A 16,729-nucleotide genomic window follows, 5' to 3' on the forward strand; every position below is an offset into this window, starting at 1 on the left:
GGCGTATTTCACCTGTCCGGAGGCATCCCGAATGGGCGCGGACACCGACCCCAGCCCGATTTTGTACTCCCCATCCTCCACGGCGTAGCCCTGCCGGCGGGCAGCGTCCAAATCCTTTGCAAGGTCCTTCCATGTGACAGGCGTGTGGGGCGTATAGGCGGAAAGGGGCTGGAGCTTCAGGATGCGCATGGCCTCGGACTCCGGCATGGCGGCGAGAAAAACCTTGCCCTGCGAGGTGCAGTGAAGCGGCAGGCGGGTTCCCACCTCGGACACCACCCGCAGCCCCGCTCGGCTTTGAACCTGATCGATGGTGATAGCCTCGTTTCGGTTCAGCACGGACAAAAAGACCGACTCGCCGGTTTTGGACGCCAGATGCTGCAAAAAGGGCCGGGCCAGCTCCGAAATGCTCCACCCGGCGCTGACGGCGCAGCCGTATTCAAACAGGCGGACGCCCAAAAAGTATCGCCCGTCGGGCTGCTGCTCCACCGCAGAAGACTCCCGCATGGAAGAGAGCAGGCCGTATACAGTGCTCTTGGGCCAGCCGGAGCGTTCGCTCAGCTCCGCGAGACTTAAAGGAGCCTTCGCCTCGGACAGAATGCCCAGCAGGCGAAACGCCTTTACGACAGACAAAACTAGCTTGCTTTCCCCCGGCATGGCGGCGTCCTCCTCTCACGGCTTTAAAAGTTGCGTTGCCGAAATTATAACAAATACACGGGACAAGTACAACTGAAATTTGATGATAACGACTGGATATTTGATATTGCCGAATTTACTTCTTGCAATTGCCAAAAGATTTAAAAGGTGTCGTTGGAATTACCCTACCGGGTGGGGAGATTTCATAAAACGGACGGAGGGGACGGCTTATTCCCTTGCCAGAGAGAGCGGATAATGGTAAAATAACAGAATAAAAGCAATTCATGAAATGAAAGATGAGGATGAACAGCGAATGCCGGAGGAGAACGGGAGCTGCGTGCTGGGGGACCAGCTTCATAAGGGGATGACCGTCCGGGGCGTGTTTGAGCTGTGGCTGGCTGCGGCCCGCAAAGAGGTGAACGCCGCTTCTTATGCGAACTACGAGCGGATTGTCCGGCGACATATTTTGCCGTATCTGGGAGAAGCGGTGGTGGACTATCTGACCGTGGCGGACATCCGTGATTTTTTGGACGAGCGGCTGCGCAGCGGACGGATGGATGGGAAAGGCGGACTGTCCCGAAAGACCGTGGCGGATATTTCCCGTGTGCTGAACGCGGGACTGAAGCTTGTCAACTGGGACCCGGATTTATCCCATGGCGGAAGGGTGTTTGTGAAGTCCATGCACCCCAAGCGGGACACGGATACTCTGACGGACCGTCAGGTTGCGGCCTTAACAGAATACCTGACGGAAAATTTGGACCGCAGCAATGCGGGCTTTCTGTTGTGCCTTTACACGGGGATCAAGCTCAGCGAAATCTGTGCGCTGAGGGATTCTGATTTTCTGCTGGAAGAGGACCGGCTTCAGGTGCGCCGCACCCTTCAGCGGGTCACAATGCGGCAGAACTACGGCGATGAGGACGGCGCCGAGGGGCGGCAGGACACCGTTGCGTATGACCCAGAGGACAGCGGATACCGCGATCTGGCGCTGGCTACCGGGCTGTCCATGCTGGTGTGGACGCTGCTGAGGTGCGGAGACGGGACGGCGTACTTTCTGACGGGAACCGACGACCAGCCGCTGGGACCGCGCACCTATCAGTATCGCTTTCAGAGCATGCTCTCAAGCTGCGGCCTGCCACAAACCGTGAATTTTCATATGCTTCGCCATACCTTTGCCCTGATGTGGATGAGCGGCGGCGGGGAGCTTGGGGCGCTGAGCCGCGCGCTAGGACACGGCTCTGTAAAGACCACGCAGGCCCGCTATGAGGGCCTGCTTCAAACAGTGGAACCGATCGCGCCCGACCATGCGAAGCTGATTTGCCCAAGCGCCGTAAGATAAACGGCAGGCATGCGGGATGCGCCGCACATTAGAAATATACGCAGCCATAACTTGACAAAACAGGCGCCGAGAATACTCTCGGCGCCCTTTTCTTATTAAACAGGAGGGGAACCTAATTGCCGGGTCAGTGCGTGACATTCTTATCTGGGGGAAAGCGTCAAATTCAACAAGCGTCAAAAAATGCTGCGCATGTGGCAATCATAATTTCCCCTGCCATCCTTAGCTTTCGTAGCACTTGGGGTCCTTGGGCAGGAAAATCTCCAGAATCAGCCCCACAACAAACACGCCCGCTACCATGTTGTTTGCGAAGATTTCGCCGATCATGCTTGGCATGTAAGCAAAGAAGCCGTCCACCTGCGTCACGCCCACGCCAAGACAAAGAGACGTTGCGGTAATCAGGGTGTTGCGGTTGCTCATGCCTGCCTCATGCATCATCTTGATGCCGGACATCATGATGGAACCAAACATGATGACGGTGCAGCCGCCCAGTACGCAAGCCGGAAGCGTGGTGAAAAACGCGCCGATGGGCGGAAACAGGCCGCCAAGGATCATCGCCAGCGCACCGAACATAATGCAGAAGCGATTCACTACATGGGTCATGGAGATCAGCCCCACATTCTGGCTGAAGGAGGTGATCGGCGAACAGCCGAACACGCCGCCCGAAATGGCCGAGATAAATCCGTCCACGCACAAGGAGCCGGAAACCTCCTTGGCGGTGATGTCGCGGCCAAGGCCGCCGGTGCAGGTGGCGGTGGTGTCGCCGATGGTTTCCACGGCGGAGACGATGAATACAAGACAGAAGGAGACGATGGAGCCAATTTCAAACTGCGGCTTGAACGCCACCAACTGTGGAACGGCAACCACGCCGAGAGACTGCACGGTGGAGGACATTGTGCCGAAATCCACCATGCCGAAGAAAATAGAGACGATGTAGCCCACCAGCATACCAAACAGAACATAGAGCTGCTTGGCGATTCCTTTTAGCGAGGTGTGGAAAATGAACGCAGAAGCAAGGGTGATCACGGCCACAAGCAGATTCTGCCAGGAGCCCAGCGGGTAAGCGGAGGAAGAGGCAAAGGAGGAGACGCCCACGCTCAGGATACTCAGACCAATGGAAACCACCACGCAGGCGGAGAGAATCGGCGTAATAATTTTGCGCCAGTATTTTGCCGTCAGGCCAAGAACGCCCTCAAAGCAGCCGCCTACGATAATGGAGCCGACCATGATGCCGTAGTCCTTAGACGCCGCCGACAGGCAGGCGGCAAGGAAAGTAAAGCTGAGGCCCATGACAACCGGCAGTCCGGAGCCAAGAAACCCGATGGGATAAAGCTGCACCATGGTTCCGATTCCGGCGATAATCATGCAGTTTTGAATCAGGCGCGCCGTTTCTACCGCGGTGAAGGGCTGTCCATTGTACACTGCGACGGATGCGATAATGATGAGCGGTGTCACATTTGCCACGAACATGGCAAGCACATGCTGTAGGCCGAAGGGAATTGCTTTGCCGATGGGGACCCGGCCGTCCAGGCGGTAGACATTCTCTACACTGACGTCCTCCGAGCGCGAAATTTTCATCATCTAACAAGCTCCTTTTATTTTTTTGCCAAACCGTAAAATCGGCGGAATGCCGCAAATACGAAAAGGGAAACAAAAGTTATTTGTAACATTCCAATAAATTGGCCTTTGATTAGTATAGAAGGTTGACCTTTAAAATGCAATACTTTTTGTTAGATATAAAAAATATTTTTTATTTTAGATGTCTCCGCGTTCTGTCAAACAAAAGATCCTGAAAAAGAAGAAAGCGGTACGGATAAAACACCGGCAGGCCGACGTTCGCCACGCCGGCCTGCCGGTGTCCGGCTGTTAGCTGCGCAGCGTGGCGCGCAGGCGGTTGGGTTTTAGCAGCAGGTCCAGCGCGTCCAGCGGGGAAGATACCAATACGTCGGCGTGAGACAGCAGAGCGGGACACAAACCCTCCCGCTCCAAAACGGCGACGCGCAGCGCCGCCGCGTCAAACATCTGGATATCATTGAAGCCGTTGCCGATACACAGGATTCCTCCGTCCATCCCACGGACAATGGATTCCTTGCACAGGGCGGCCCCCGCCTGAGAAAAGGTCTGCACGGCAATGCCCAGCGGCTCGCACTGGGCGCGGACGGTTCCATAGGTGTCCGCGGTGAGCACGGTGACGGAGACAAACTCCCGCAGCTTTTCGATGCGCTCGGCAACGCCGGGCAAAAGCGCCCCGTCCACGGCAATCGTGCCGTTGTAGTCCAGAACCACGTGGTCAATTTCAACCGGTGCACGGCCGGGAATGTCAATGTTCAGCATAATGCTCCTTTCAACTCAGCCGTAAACCCCGCTTAAAAAGGACTTGGTTTCCTCCTGCCGGGGCTGGAGGAACAGCGTGTCCTTTTCTCCGAATTCTACCAGCCTTCCATTGTTAAAAAAGGCTGTGTAGTCGGCAATCCGGCGGGCCTGGGCAATATTGTGGGTGACGAGAATGATGGTGTAGGTTTTTCTCAGCTTTAAAAGCATGGCCTCAATGGCTTCGATGCTTTTGATGTCCAGCGCGGAGCAAGGCTCGTCCAGCAGCAACACCTCCGGCTCCGCCGTCAGCGCCCGGGCGATGCACAGGCGCTGCTGCTGTCCGCCGGAAAGCTTCAGGGCGCTTTTGTCAAGGCGGTCCTTTACCTCTTCATAAAGACCCGCCAGCGTAAGCTTTTCTCGCACCGCCGCGTCCAGCCGCTCTTTGCTCTGTACGCCGTAATAGCGAAGGGCAAAGGTCATGTTCTTGTAAATGGAGAAGGGAAACGGGGCAGGCGTTTGAAACACCAGACCCACCCGGCGGCGCAGTTCTTCGGGGGGGAGCCTTCGCACGTCGTCGCCGTTTAGAAGAATCTGCCCCTCCACAGCCGCGCCCGGTTCCTCCTCCAGCATGCGGTTCATTGCCCGCAGCAAAGTGGTTTTTCCGCAGCCCGACGGACCGATGACAGCGGTAATTCGGTTTTTGGGAAAGGAAAGGGAAACCTGCTCCAGAGCGGGCTTTTTATCATAAGTAATGGTTACGTCTTTCAGTGTCAGGATTGTTTCCAAGCCCGGTTCCTCCTTTTGGCATACAAGGCTGCCAGAAAATTGCTGAGCAGAACCACCGTCATCAGCACGAACGCGGTGCCGTATACCTGCGGCATGGAGGTGCCCTGCGCCAGCAGAAGATAGAGATGGAGCGGCAGCGCCATGGCGGGTTTTGTAAGGGATACCGGCATAGCCGCGTAGGCCACGCCCCCGGTAAACATCAGCGGCGCGGTGGCCCCCATGGCATAGCAGGCGCCTAAAATCACGCCGGATACCAGCTCGCCGCGGCAGGCCGGCAGCACAACTTTCCAAATGGTGTAGGACTTTGAACAGCCCAGCGCGTAGGCGGATTGAGTCAGCGCGGGCGACAGCTCCCGAAATGCCTTTTCCGCCCGGACCTCGATAAACGGCAGAATCATGATTGCCAGCGCCACGCCCGCGGACAAAACGCAGCGGCCCAAGCCAAGTTGTCGCACCAGCAGGCTGTATGCAAACAGGCCCAGCACGATGGACGGAATGCCCGCGATGTTCTGAACCACCATCTGAATTACGGTCCGCAGCAGCTTGCTGCGACAGAAGAAAACAAGATACAGCGCGGTAGCCACGGCGGGGATCCCCCCCAGCACCACCGCCGTTGCCGTGAAGCAAAGGCTGCCCGCGATGGCAGGCCAGATTCCGCCTTCGGAACCCAGCACCGACCCGCTGGGAGAAGCGGTGAGAAATTCCCATGTGATGACATGGCCGCCCTGCACAAACACATAGCCGAACAGGAAGAGAATGACGGCGGCCACCAGCGTCATGCTAAGATATGCCCAGCTTCGGACAAGGAAGGCTTTGAATTTCATTGGCTCAACCCTCCATCCGCAGCAGACGGCGGCGCAGCAGTGCAATTCCTGTGTTGATCGCCAACAGGATTCCCATTAAAACCAGCCCCGCCGCATACAGCGCGTGATAGTGGGTGCTGCCCATCGCTGCCGTTCCCATTTCCAGCGCAATCAAAGAGGCAATCGTCTCTCCCTTGCCAAGCATGGAGGGAAACACGCCTGCGTTTCCCATGACCATTATCACCGCCATGGTTTCCCCCATGGCTCGCCCCACCGCCAGAACTACGCTCAATAAAATGTTCGGGACGGAGAGGGGGAGAATTACATGGGCCACCGTATGCCAATAGGCTACGCCCAGCGCATTTGCGGCGGGCAGGTATCGTTGGCGTATGCCCAACATGGTTTCGCAGCAGGCGGAAACCAAGAACGGAAGCAGCATCACCGCCAGCAAAATGGCGGCGGCCAGCACGCAATGGCCGCTGCTGGAAAGATGGAGCCGCTGAAACAGAGGCACCAGCACGCACAGGCCGATAAACCCGTAGATCACAGATGGAATCCCCGCCAGTAGGTCAATCATGGAGCACAGCAGGCCCCGGGTGTTTTCTGACACCGCGCAGGAGAGGAACACGGCTGTGCCAACGCCCACCACCACGGCAAGCGCGATGGCGGCCACGGAAACGTACAGGGTTCCCGCAATGTAGTTCCCGATTCCGTAAGATACGCCGGTGCCATAGTCCACAGGCATCCACCGCTGTCCCAGCAGAAAATCCGCCGGGGCAATTTCCTGAAAGGCGGGAAGCGACTCCCGGACAATAAAGATCAGCACAAACGCCAGAGACAGCACGGTCAGAGCTGTCAGCAGACAAATCAGGCGGGGAAACAGAGCGTTTCCAATTTTCCGCATCATGATCCCTCCGGTTTCCATTTTATAGCAGGACAAACGCTGCCATTGTCACCACAATGGCAGCGTTTGCTGGACAGAATAAGTTTCCGGGTCTTCCTAAAATCACGCCGTAAAGGCGGGGATGTAGCCGTTGTCCTCCACAACCTTATAGCCCACGTCGGAGAACACATAGTCCACAAAGGCCTGCTGGGAGGGGGTGGGCGCTTTGCCGGTGACAAACATGATGGGACGCTGGACGGTGTATTCGCCGCTGATGATGGTATCCTCGTTGGCCTCCACGCCGTCTACCTTCATGGCAAACAGCACCTGACCGTTCTGGTTCGCCTTGTTATAAGCGCCAAAGCCCGCATAGCCGATGCTCCACGGGTCGTTTGCGATGTTGGTGGCAAGCTCCGTCATGGAAGCGGACTGGGTGGCGGAGGCGGTTACCTCGCTGTCGCCCATAATGGCCTTTTGGAACACCTCGTAGGCGCCGCCGGACAGGTCGCGAATGTACACATTGATTGTTTCAGAGGGGAGAGAGGCGTCAACCTCGTTCCACGTAGAAATCTCGCCGCTGAAAATCTGGCAGATGGTGTCGGTGGACAAATCGTCCGTCACGCCGCAAAGGGGGTTTTCCGCATTGACGGAGATGGTAAGCGCGTCCTTGGCCACCACATATTCGGTGTATCCCGCGCCCAAGGCTTCCTTTTCGGAATCCTTGATGCTGCGGGCAATCATGCCGAAATCGCACGTGCCGTCAATCACGGCGCTGGCGCCCACGCCGGAGCCGCCGGGAGCGACATAGATGGAGATGTTGTCGCCGGGGAACGTGGCATCCACCTTGTCCCAGGTGACATATTCATCCGTGAAGGAAGAAGCCAGAGAAGAGATGATGGGATAGAGAGAGGTAGACCCGCAGAAGAGGATGCTGCTCTCAAAGGCCGCATCGCCGGGGGCGGAAGAAGCGCTGCCACTGGGGGCGGAGGATGCTGCGGGCGCGGGACTTCCGCACGCGGTCAGCGACAGCAGCATCGCTGTTGCAAGAAGCGCGGTGAGAACTTTTTTCATGGTACAATGCCTCCAAAATTTTATTTCATCCTGATTTTGCGCGCATAGGTAATGTCTACATTATTCACAATCAAAGATGAAGTCAAATCGATAGTTCCTGTCAATCTAAATATATATCGCAATTTACGATAATAAACGACTGTATCCAACAAAGTTTGGCACCAGCCGCGCAAAGGAAGCGGCTGTGCCGGGAAATTTTAGCAAAGTGAATATTGTTGGTGAAATAAAATACATAGGGTCGAAAAACTGCTTTTGCAGGAAAAACACACGGAGTTGCGGAGAAAAAGCCGAAATTGCAAAGTATTTAGCTGCTTACGTTATAAAGGCAAAATTTTTGATTTATATTGGTTAATAATAACAAATTTTGCTAAAATACAGAAAAATTGTTGTGATTTTAAAGAAGATAGCTTAAAGTGAATAAAATATTTGAAAAAAAATGGTGACGGGGCTGGGATAAAAAACGAAATTTTTTGCAAGTATTTGGCGTTTCCGAAAAAAGATTCGGCATCGCCGAATTTTGGCATTGACCGACAAAATTTTCCAAACTATAATAAAATTTAAGTAAAATAGATTCTCAGCGTGCCCTGGGGGGGTAATTCTTTTTAAAGTTCGTTATATTCAAATGGGTATAACGAAAAATTACGCTCCCTGAGTTGAAGGTGCAAAAGGACGTGCTTTTGGGGAAAGCGCCCTGAGAAAGGGCTTCCGGAACGGCACTGAACAGTAGGCGATGATAAAAAACCGTGCAAGCCGTAAAAAATGCCGGGAAAATACGCCGCGACCAAACCGTGTAAGGAGGAACACCATGTATAAAAATCGAAATAGGTTCTGTTCTGTGTTTCTGGCAATCATAGTCGTCTTTGCCCTGCTGCCCGTTCCGGCAAGGGCGGCATCGGCGGCATGGGACGGAAAAACCATTGATGTGTCTTGGTACAGCAGGACGGGTACGACCTTTGATATCTCAACACCCGCCCAGCTCGCGGGCCTTGCGGCCATCGTCAACGGTATATACAACACGGATATTACAAACGTCATCGGTGATAAAAGTGTAATTGTGGCAAACCGGGTTGACGGCGCGAAAAGCGGCGGCAGCAATATGAGTACCGACACCTATCACTATGGTGCCGACAGCTTTAAGGACAAAACCGTGCGTCTGACGGCAGATTTGGACATGGGCGGGAAATACGATGCCGCTGCCGACACATGGAGCGGGCCAAATTATATGCCCATCGGTGGACAATATCTGATTACGCCCAACGACTCCACCACAAAGCTCAGCTCCTCCTTTTGTGGGACCTTTGACGGACAGGGACACACGGTTTACAACATCTACTGTTCCCGGCGCTGCACAACCGGAAGGTTTGGCGACGGCCAGTCCGTGGGCCTGATTGGCCGTCTGGGTGTGCATGACAACGATCCGGAGAACATGCGGCCGGAAAATCCAACGGTCAAAAATGTTGCCGTCACAGGCTATTTTTACGCCAACCGCTCCGTGGGCGGCATCGTCGGAAAGATGGGAAAGACGACGTATAATACCGGCGGAAGCTCGGTGGGCGGGATCATCCAAAACTGCGCCAATTATGCCACCGTCTCGAATACCGACGCAAAGGGCTGCGGCGGAATTGTCGGCGCGGGTTGGAACGGCGGAATTGTGGAGAACTGCTATAACGCGGGGCGGGTGATGAGCACGTATACCTGCCCCACCGGTGGCATTTCGGGAAGCAATGAAATCACGCTGAAAAACTGTTACAGCGTGGGAAAAATTTCGGCAAAGCTGGACAGCTATGCCATGGCGATTGGGACGAACAACGGCGGCGCGGCGTATAAGCTTGCCGTGCTGAATTGCTGGTATCTGGAGGGCAGCGCCCTCGGCGGCGGCTATTTCAGCGCCGGCGCCGTTGTCAGCGACGGAGCGCTGTCTTCGGACAAGCTTAAAACCGCGGAGTTTGTTAAAACACTTGGCAGCGCATTTACGGTGGACGCAAACGGCATCAACGAAGGCTATCCGGTTCTAAGCTGGCAAAAGGATATCAAAACGCCTTATTTTTCGGCGTATTCCGATGTGTCCGTCACGGACTGGTACTTTGCCGCCGCCAACCATGTCGTTTCCGAAGGGCTGCTTGAAACAACGGGGAACGGACAGTTTGCCCCCGCGCAGCCTGTGACCCGGGCCATGCTGGTGAAAGCGCTCTACCGTCTTGCGGGTGCGCCCGCTGTGACCGCTTCTCCTGCTTTTACCGACGTACCAGTGGAAGCGGATTACGCCCAGGCGGTGGCATGGGCCTACGAAGCGGGCGTTGCCGGGGGGAAGACCGCCACGACCTTTGATCCCGACGGCAGCGTCACAAGAGAGCAACTGGCGGCGATGCTGTACCGCTATGTGCAGCGGGACGGCGGCACGGCGGGCAAGGGCGACCTCTCGGGATTTTCCGACGCGAAGAGCGTCTCGTCTTGGGCGGTGGACGCCGTTGGATGGGCGGTTGAAAAGAAGCTGATTTCCGGTATGAAGGACGGCACAATCTCGCCCCGGGGCACGGCCACCCGCGCACAGGCGGCGCAGATTTTGACGCGCTTTGAGGGAATCGCCGCATCGTAAGTGGCGGCTTGCAGCCCATTTTTGCGGTACCTGCTCCAGAGCCGGTCTGGCCCTCGGCCGGGGCCGCGGCGGTAAATCCGGGCAGCACAGGCAGCCTGTGGAGCGCGGCGGGAACAAACGCGTCTCCCGTGTCCGGAACGGAGATTAAATATCCAGAGCGAATGAAAGAGAGGAGGCGAGGCGGGGGGAACTGCGGCATCAGGAGCTCAGATTGCTTGGAAACCTTTTCTTTAGGTACATGAAACCCGCGACAATATGAAAGGAGTTCAATTATGATGAAAAACCGAGGTAAAAAAGCACTGTCCGGTCTGTTCTCTCTTGCTCTGATTGTCAGTCTCTTCTCCGCAATGCCTGTTAAGGCTGGGGCGGTAAGCTCCTGGAACGGCGTTATCCCCGCTGCAAACGCGGCCTATTCGTTCAGCGGCGGCAGCGGCGTGGAAGCCGACCCATATGAGGTTGACACGGCGGCAGACCTTGCGCAGCTCTCTGCCAACGTGCGGGGAGGAACGGTCTACACCGGGAAGTATTTCGTTATGACCGACGACATCTCCCTCAGCCCCGCTTCGGCCAGCGACGCCACTGTGAATCCCACTGTGGCCGGAACCGCCGGCTATACCGGCGGGGGTACGGTATACGAGTGGCTGCCCATCGGCGGCGGCGCCACAAGTTACAGCTTTCAGGGCCACTTTGACGGCAACGACTGTACCATTTCCAACATCTTCTACAATCAATCCACCGGAAGCTACGGCACGGGCAACTCCGTAGCCAACAACATCGGCCTGTTCGGCAAGCTGGAGGAGAATGCCTCTATTAGAAACCTGACCATCTCCGGCGGCTATGTGGGTGCGAAGCGCTCGGTGGGTGGCCTTGTGGGCAAGGGCTGGGGCGATATTGAAAACTGCGTCAATAACGGCACTGTGGTATACGGCAATGAGGCCAAGGGCGTGGGCGGCATCATCGGCGCAAACTGGGTCAATACCACCACCAATCCCCCCAGCATCCTCAACAGCGCCAACTACGGCAAGGTCATCAGCGATTACAGCTCCGGCTCCGCCGGCGGCATCGCGGGCGAGAACGAGGGGACCATCCTGAACTGCTGGAACGCCGGAGAGGTGATTTCTCTCTATAACGCAGGCGGCCTTGTCGGCAGCAACAAGAACGATTACAACAAGCAGACCGGCACCGGCGGCACGGTTTACGGCGGCATCAGCAACAGCTATAACGCCGGTACGGTCACCGGCGGCATTGCGGGCGGCATCGCGGCCTTCCAGAAGGGCTCCATGCGCAACTGCTATAACATCGGCAATATCACCGGCTCTACCTACGCGGGAGAGCTGATCGGCGAGATGAACAGCTCCCTCACCAACGACGCCCTGCGCTATGAAGGCTCCACCACCCCGGTAGGGAACCTTGTCTCGGGCAGCCCCGCAACCGTTTCGTTCAGCGCGGCTTCCGGCCTTTTGAGCGACCTGAACGGATGGGTCAGCGCCCAGAGCAGCGGGGATTACAACACCTGGACCATCGACCCCAGCAAAAATAGCGGTTATCCCATTTTTGCCTAAACGGTAACTCGCCGGGGCATCAGGGAACCTCCTGATGCCCCGGCGCAAAAAATCTACCATGGAGCAGTGTGTATGAAAACTTGGATGAAAAAGAGCCTTTCCCTGACCATGGCGTTGGTCTTGACGCTTTCCCTGTTTGTGTTCGAGCCTCTTACGGCGTCGGCCACGACAATGGCGTCGTCGGGAAATGAGGTTTTTGCGGCGGAGACGGCGGTGGAAGGAAACACGGTTTCGCTCACCTTTGGACTGAGTTCCATTGCAAGCAACAGACCTCTTCGGGAGCTAAATATTAACATTGGGTATGACAGCGGTGTTTTGACATACGACAATTGTCTAAACGGAGATTGGACGTATGGCAATATGGGTCTAACTGTAACAGACAGCGCTTCAAACGTAAACGTGACATTTGCGTCGGTAGCCAACGGGTCCAAGGGATTTAAAAAAGCTGGGCCTCTCTTTACCCTTCAATTTGCAATCAACGGCAATCCCGCACCGGGGCGCTACTCCTTTTCAATTGGAGCGGGACAAACCACCGACTATACGGTGTGGATAGGGAATAGCACCAGTAGTAAAACCCCGGAAGCCCGCAGCCTGCCTTCATTTTTAAGCGAATATTTTTTTCTGGGTGATCCCAGCGGAATTATAAAAATTTCGGAAATTACCGGACTTCCTGCCACACAGACGGCTGCATTTAATGATCATACGGTGCAGTTTGCCGTGGGCGTGCTGCCCGCGAATGCGCAGTATCAGGACCTGTACTGGACAAGCTCGGACAATAAAATAGCCACCGTGAACAGCAGCGGATTAGCGACGCTCCTGAAAGAAGGAGAGACCACCATCAGGGCCGAAGCCGCGGACGGCAGCGGCATATTTGCTGAGTGCGTACTCACCGTGACGCCGGGCGTTTCGGGAATCACGCTCTGGGACGTGGAAAAGGCCGACGTCAGCGTTGGCGGGACAATTCCTTCAAAAATATACACAATCAGTCCCGCCACGGCGCTGAACCAGATGGTTACGTGGAGCAGCAGTGCAACGGAGATTGCCACCGTAGACGCCGGGACGGGCGTGGTCACGGGTATCGCGGCGGGAGACGCCACCATAACCGCAGCAACGGAGGACGGCGGATATACGGCATCCTATCCTGTGACGGTGGTAGAGGGCAAGGCTGCAAGCATTGGTGAGTTAGAATATTACACGCTGAACGAAGCCCTTGCCGCTGCGGCAAGCGGCGACACGGTGAAGCTTCTGCGCGACCATGGCGCAATGACTGTCACGCTGAGCCAAAACAACGTGATCCTTGACCTGAACGGGCATACCCTTTCTGTCAATACCCTTGAGGTTCCCACCGGGACGGAGGGCGTCTCCATTGTGAGCGGCGCCGCCGGAGGGACGATCTCGCTGTATAGAGCGTCGGCTCTGCACGGCCTGGTCAGTGTGAAGGGAAAGATGACGGAAATTCGCGACTGCACCATCAACTGCGATCCAAGCAGGCCTGAGGGTGACCGCGATAGCCTGAAGCTGTTCAGGGAGAGCGAACTTGACCTTTTGAATAACTGCACCATCAATGGAAACGTTATCATCGGCGGCGTCGCGGAGAGCATCAGCAACTGCACCGTTACGGGCGCGATTCAGGCCACTGGAATGGCGGGCGGCGGCGGGGCCGAGGAATACACCGCGAAAATTCTGAGCCTGACCGACTGCACCGTGACCATGACGGGAAATGGCCAGAACAACAGCTATGCCGCCGTATATTCGCAGTACGGCGAGATTAAGATTGGCAGCGGAACCTATATCAGCATAGACGGAAGCCCGCTGCATGCCAATGGCGGACGCAAAGGAATCATTCAGGTTTATGACGGCCTTTTTAAGCCTAAGGCAGGCGACAAGGTTTGGCCTGATGGCGCAGCGGAGCCGATCATGCTCCGAGACGACTACGAGTTCAGCGTAACTCCGGACAGCGAGGGATTTTACACCGTCGTTCCGGGACAAACCACGGGAACCTTTACCCTAACGGTCACGCCTGCTGACGCGGTTGTGACGGTGAAGGACGCATCCAATGCGGCGCAGAGCCCTCTGCCCACCTCGAACGCGGCGGGCGGCGTTTACCGCTATGAGCTGGTTAAAAAGTCTGAGTATACCTATTCCGTCAGCAAGAGCGGAATGAAGACACAGTCCGGTCCCGTCCGACTGGGGGACAGGACGGAGCTGGGCGTTTCCATCACCCTTGAGCAGGCGGGCGCAGTTGTCCCCGTTACCCCCGGAGCGATTTCCGGCGGCTCCACAATCACCTCCGGCGGAACTTATACCGTTCAAAGCGGAGCGACGGGGACCATCGTCGTGATGACCAAGGAGCCGGTCACGCTGGTGGGCAGCGGGATCAGCAGTCCGAATTCCAAATTTTCAGACCTTACCTTTGATTGCAGCGTTGCCGGGACAAACCTGATGCTTAAAGACATTTGGATCAACAACAATGTGGGCCGGGGAACGGCGTCCGGCGACGTGAATTTCGGGCTGAACATCATCAACTTTACGGGCAAGGGCAATCAGCTCAATGTTGAAGGGGAAAGCCTGCTGGAAACGCAGGAGTATGTGCAGGGCGCGGGCATCCATGTGCCAAAGGGCGCGGACTTGTTTATCGGCGGATCTGGAACCCTGTATCTGTACAAATATTCTCAGGGCGCGGGCATCGGGGGCAACAGCTATGAAGCCTGCGGAACCATCACATTTGGAGGAGCGGACGTATTTATCAAAGGCTCTAAGACCGGACCTCTGGTGGGCGGAGACTCCCTTCTGGGCGGCGTGAAAAATGACCCGGTCTATATTACCGGCGGCACGGTGGTGCTGATTAACAAAGCAAACGGCGCGGCCATCGGCGCAAGCAAGCAGGGGAAGGGGGCCGGTCCGGTGTATTTACAGAACGGCAACCTGACGATTATCTCCGACTTCCTTGGCTCTGCCATTGGTTACGGCGGCGACAGAAGCGGATCAGCGGGGACCCTCTATGTCTCCGGCGGCAGCTTCAAGGCTGTCCGTACTGACAATTCCCTGAAGATGAACAGCGACAGCGCCACCCAGACAGTGGACGACACGCTGGTCACCGCCACCAAGCGGAACGGCAGCGACACCAAGGCCGTGAGCCGCCTAATTTTTGACACAAGCATGCTTTCCAAGAAGGCAAATGGGTTTGATGTGTCCGGCAGCACCGGGTTTACTTACAGCGGCGGCTTCCACGAGCACCGCTATACGGAGAGCACGACCTCCACCGTCAGCAATTTCGGCTATGACGGCAGCGATAAAAATCTGTATTTTTATCTTCCCATGGAGACCCAAACGCTTACCGTGAACAATGAAAAGTTTCAGGTGACGTGGAGCGGCGCGGCGAAGGCGTTTACCGTGAAGAAGGCGGACCCCAACGCGCCTGTCACCAATACGCCGGAAGCCCAAAAGGCCACCGTGACCGCCATGGAGATTACCCCCACCACCAACGGAACCGTCAGTACGGCAACGGTGACGTCTTCCGCCATGGCGGAGACGCTGACCAAAGCACTGAAGGCCGCCGAGGAGGCGGGAACTCCCGCGGGTCTGGAGATTAAGGTCAACGCACCCTCGACAGCCACGGAGGTTCGGACCAGCATTCCCACAGCGTCCATTTCCAGCGCTGTGGACGCGTCTATTGCCATGCTGTCCATAAACACCCCGGTGGGAACTGTGGAGCTGAACGCGGCGGCGCTGAGCAGCGCGGTTCAGCAGGCGGGCTCCAACGCCAGCGTAACGGTGACTGTAAAGCAGGTAAGCGTTACATCACTGACCGCGGAGCAGCAGAAGCTGGTTTCCGGCGGCGCGGTGGTTGAGGTGAGCGTGACCGCCGGAAGTCAAAGCATTACCCGCCTTGGCGGCGGAAGTGCGACGATTGCCGTCCCCGCCGGAACGGTAAAAGCCGGGCAGACGGCCCGGGTGTATTATCTGAATAGCCGGGGCCGACTGATTCTGATGACCGGCAGCTACAATGCTGACAACGGCATGGTCACGTATTCCACATCTCACCTGTCCAAGTACGTGGTGCTGGCGCAGGAGAAGTGGAAAAGCCCCTTTGAGGACGTGGCAAGCACGGCTTGGTGCGCGGACGCGGTGGAATTTGCCGCCGTTTCCGGCCTGTTTCAGGGGACAAGCGACACCGCCTTTTCTCCCAACGCTTCCATGACGCGCGCCATGCTGGTGTCGGTGCTGTGGCGCATGGAGGGAAAGCCCATCGCGGAGAAATCTGCAGGATTTGGCGATGTGGCCGCAGACGCATGGTACGCCGATGCAGTGAACTGGGCGGCGGCCAACGACATTGTCGGCGGGTATGCCGAGGGCGTCTTCGGACCCTCCAAGCAGCTTAGCCGCCAGCAGCTTGCGGCGATTCTCGCACGGTTTGCAAAGTACTGCGGCTATGATGTCACGGGCGCTGCTGATTTGAGCGGATTTACCGATCAGGCGCAGATGAACGGCTTTGCAAAAGAGGGGATGGCCTGGGCGGTAAACGAGGGGCTGATCTCCGGAACCACGGCCTCTACGCTGGCTCCCACGGCGGTGACAACTCGGGCGCAGGTGGCAACAATCCTGATGCGTTTCCAGCAGAAAACGGCAATTTAAAAACCGCGCGGTTTCCGGCTTGCGGGTCGGAGACGGGGAGAGCGCCCGTTTGGGCGCTCTCCTGCGGTGCTTTTCGGCAGAGCGCGAAAGAGAAGAAAACCCCAGACCAAGCAA

Annotated in this window: 11 protein-coding genes; 4 read left to right on the forward strand and 7 right to left on the reverse strand. The window is 56.5% G+C overall.

Going from position 1 to position 16,729, the window contains the following annotated elements; genetic code table 11:
- A partial coding sequence (locus tag RTK01_RS00835; protein WP_312279147.1) for an IclR family transcriptional regulator occupies positions 1-654 on the reverse strand: 654 nt, incomplete at its 3' end.
- 292 nt (positions 655-946) lie between these two features.
- Here RTK01_RS00835 and RTK01_RS00840 point away from each other — a divergent pair.
- Positions 947-1,969: a site-specific integrase gene (locus RTK01_RS00840; protein ID WP_312279148.1), complete on the forward strand. Its 1,023-nt coding sequence runs from the start codon at positions 947-949 to the stop codon at positions 1,967-1,969.
- A 219-nt stretch (positions 1,970-2,188) separates the two neighbouring features.
- Here the strand turns inward: RTK01_RS00840 and RTK01_RS00845 are convergent, their stop codons facing one another.
- The 6 genes from RTK01_RS00845 to RTK01_RS00870 form a co-directional block, all read right to left on the reverse strand.
- A complete protein-coding gene (locus RTK01_RS00845; protein WP_312279149.1) occupies positions 2,189-3,547 on the reverse strand; it encodes a solute carrier family 23 protein in 1,359 nt (452 codons plus the stop codon).
- Positions 3,548-3,832: 285 nt separating this feature from the next.
- Positions 3,833-4,300 carry an ATPase P gene (locus RTK01_RS00850; protein WP_312279150.1) on the reverse strand — a complete coding sequence of 156 codons (468 nt, stop codon included), beginning with the start codon at positions 4,298-4,300 and terminating at the stop codon, positions 3,833-3,835.
- A gap of 15 nt (positions 4,301-4,315) precedes the next feature.
- Positions 4,316-5,065, reverse strand: coding sequence for a phosphate ABC transporter ATP-binding protein (locus RTK01_RS00855; RefSeq protein ID WP_312279151.1), 750 nt, complete (start codon positions 5,063-5,065; stop codon positions 4,316-4,318).
- The gene (locus tag RTK01_RS00860; RefSeq protein WP_312279152.1) at positions 5,050-5,889 is read right to left on the reverse strand and encodes an ABC transporter permease subunit; all 840 of its coding nucleotides are present in this window, start codon (positions 5,887-5,889) and stop codon (positions 5,050-5,052) included. The genes RTK01_RS00855 and RTK01_RS00860 overlap by 16 nt, the downstream gene beginning before the upstream one ends.
- 4 nt (positions 5,890-5,893) lie before the next feature.
- Positions 5,894-6,775 carry a phosphate ABC transporter permease subunit PstC gene (gene pstC / locus RTK01_RS00865; RefSeq protein ID WP_312279153.1) on the reverse strand — a complete coding sequence of 294 codons (882 nt, stop codon included), beginning with the start codon at positions 6,773-6,775 and terminating at the stop codon, positions 5,894-5,896.
- A 99-nt stretch (positions 6,776-6,874) separates the two neighbouring features.
- Positions 6,875-7,822, reverse strand: coding sequence for a PstS family phosphate ABC transporter substrate-binding protein (locus tag RTK01_RS00870; protein ID WP_312279154.1), 948 nt, complete (start codon positions 7,820-7,822; stop codon positions 6,875-6,877).
- 805 nt (positions 7,823-8,627) lie between these two features.
- Between RTK01_RS00870 and RTK01_RS00875 the strand changes: the two genes are divergently transcribed.
- The 3 genes from RTK01_RS00875 to RTK01_RS00885 all read left to right on the forward strand — a co-directional run bounded on the left by RTK01_RS00875 (position 8,628) and on the right by RTK01_RS00885 (position 16,615).
- Positions 8,628-10,418, forward strand: coding sequence for an S-layer homology domain-containing protein (locus RTK01_RS00875; protein WP_312279155.1), 1,791 nt, complete (start codon positions 8,628-8,630; stop codon positions 10,416-10,418).
- A gap of 272 nt (positions 10,419-10,690) precedes the next feature.
- On the forward strand, positions 10,691-11,980 hold the full coding sequence (locus RTK01_RS00880) for a GLUG motif-containing protein (RefSeq protein WP_312279156.1): 1,290 nt from the start codon (positions 10,691-10,693) through the stop codon (positions 11,978-11,980).
- A gap of 72 nt (positions 11,981-12,052) precedes the next feature.
- Complete coding sequence (locus RTK01_RS00885) at positions 12,053-16,615, forward strand: S-layer homology domain-containing protein (RefSeq protein ID WP_312279157.1); 4,563 nt, start codon at positions 12,053-12,055, stop codon at positions 16,613-16,615.
- The last annotated feature ends 114 nt before the right edge of the window (positions 16,616-16,729 follow it).

This window comes from Oscillibacter sp. (genome assembly GCF_031978065.1).
GTDB lineage: Bacteria > Bacillota > Clostridia > Oscillospirales > Oscillospiraceae > Oscillibacter.

Coding starts and splice junctions, on each gene's coding strand:
- RTK01_RS00840 (WP_312279148.1), top strand. CDS start 947: ATGCCGGAGGAGAACGGGAGCTGCGTGCTGGGGGACCAGCTTCATAAG.
- RTK01_RS00845 (WP_312279149.1), bottom strand. CDS start 3,547: ATGATGAAAATTTCGCGCTCGGAGGACGTCAGTGTAGAGAATGTCTAC.
- RTK01_RS00850 (WP_312279150.1), bottom strand. CDS start 4,300: ATGCTGAACATTGACATTCCCGGCCGTGCACCGGTTGAAATTGACCAC.
- RTK01_RS00860 (WP_312279152.1), bottom strand. CDS start 5,889: ATGAAATTCAAAGCCTTCCTTGTCCGAAGCTGGGCATATCTTAGCATG.
- pstC (WP_312279153.1), bottom strand. CDS start 6,775: ATGATGCGGAAAATTGGAAACGCTCTGTTTCCCCGCCTGATTTGTCTG.
- RTK01_RS00870 (WP_312279154.1), bottom strand. CDS start 7,822: ATGAAAAAAGTTCTCACCGCGCTTCTTGCAACAGCGATGCTGCTGTCG.
- RTK01_RS00875 (WP_312279155.1), top strand. CDS start 8,628: ATGTATAAAAATCGAAATAGGTTCTGTTCTGTGTTTCTGGCAATCATA.
- RTK01_RS00880 (WP_312279156.1), top strand. CDS start 10,691: ATGATGAAAAACCGAGGTAAAAAAGCACTGTCCGGTCTGTTCTCTCTT.
- RTK01_RS00885 (WP_312279157.1), top strand. CDS start 12,053: ATGAAAACTTGGATGAAAAAGAGCCTTTCCCTGACCATGGCGTTGGTC.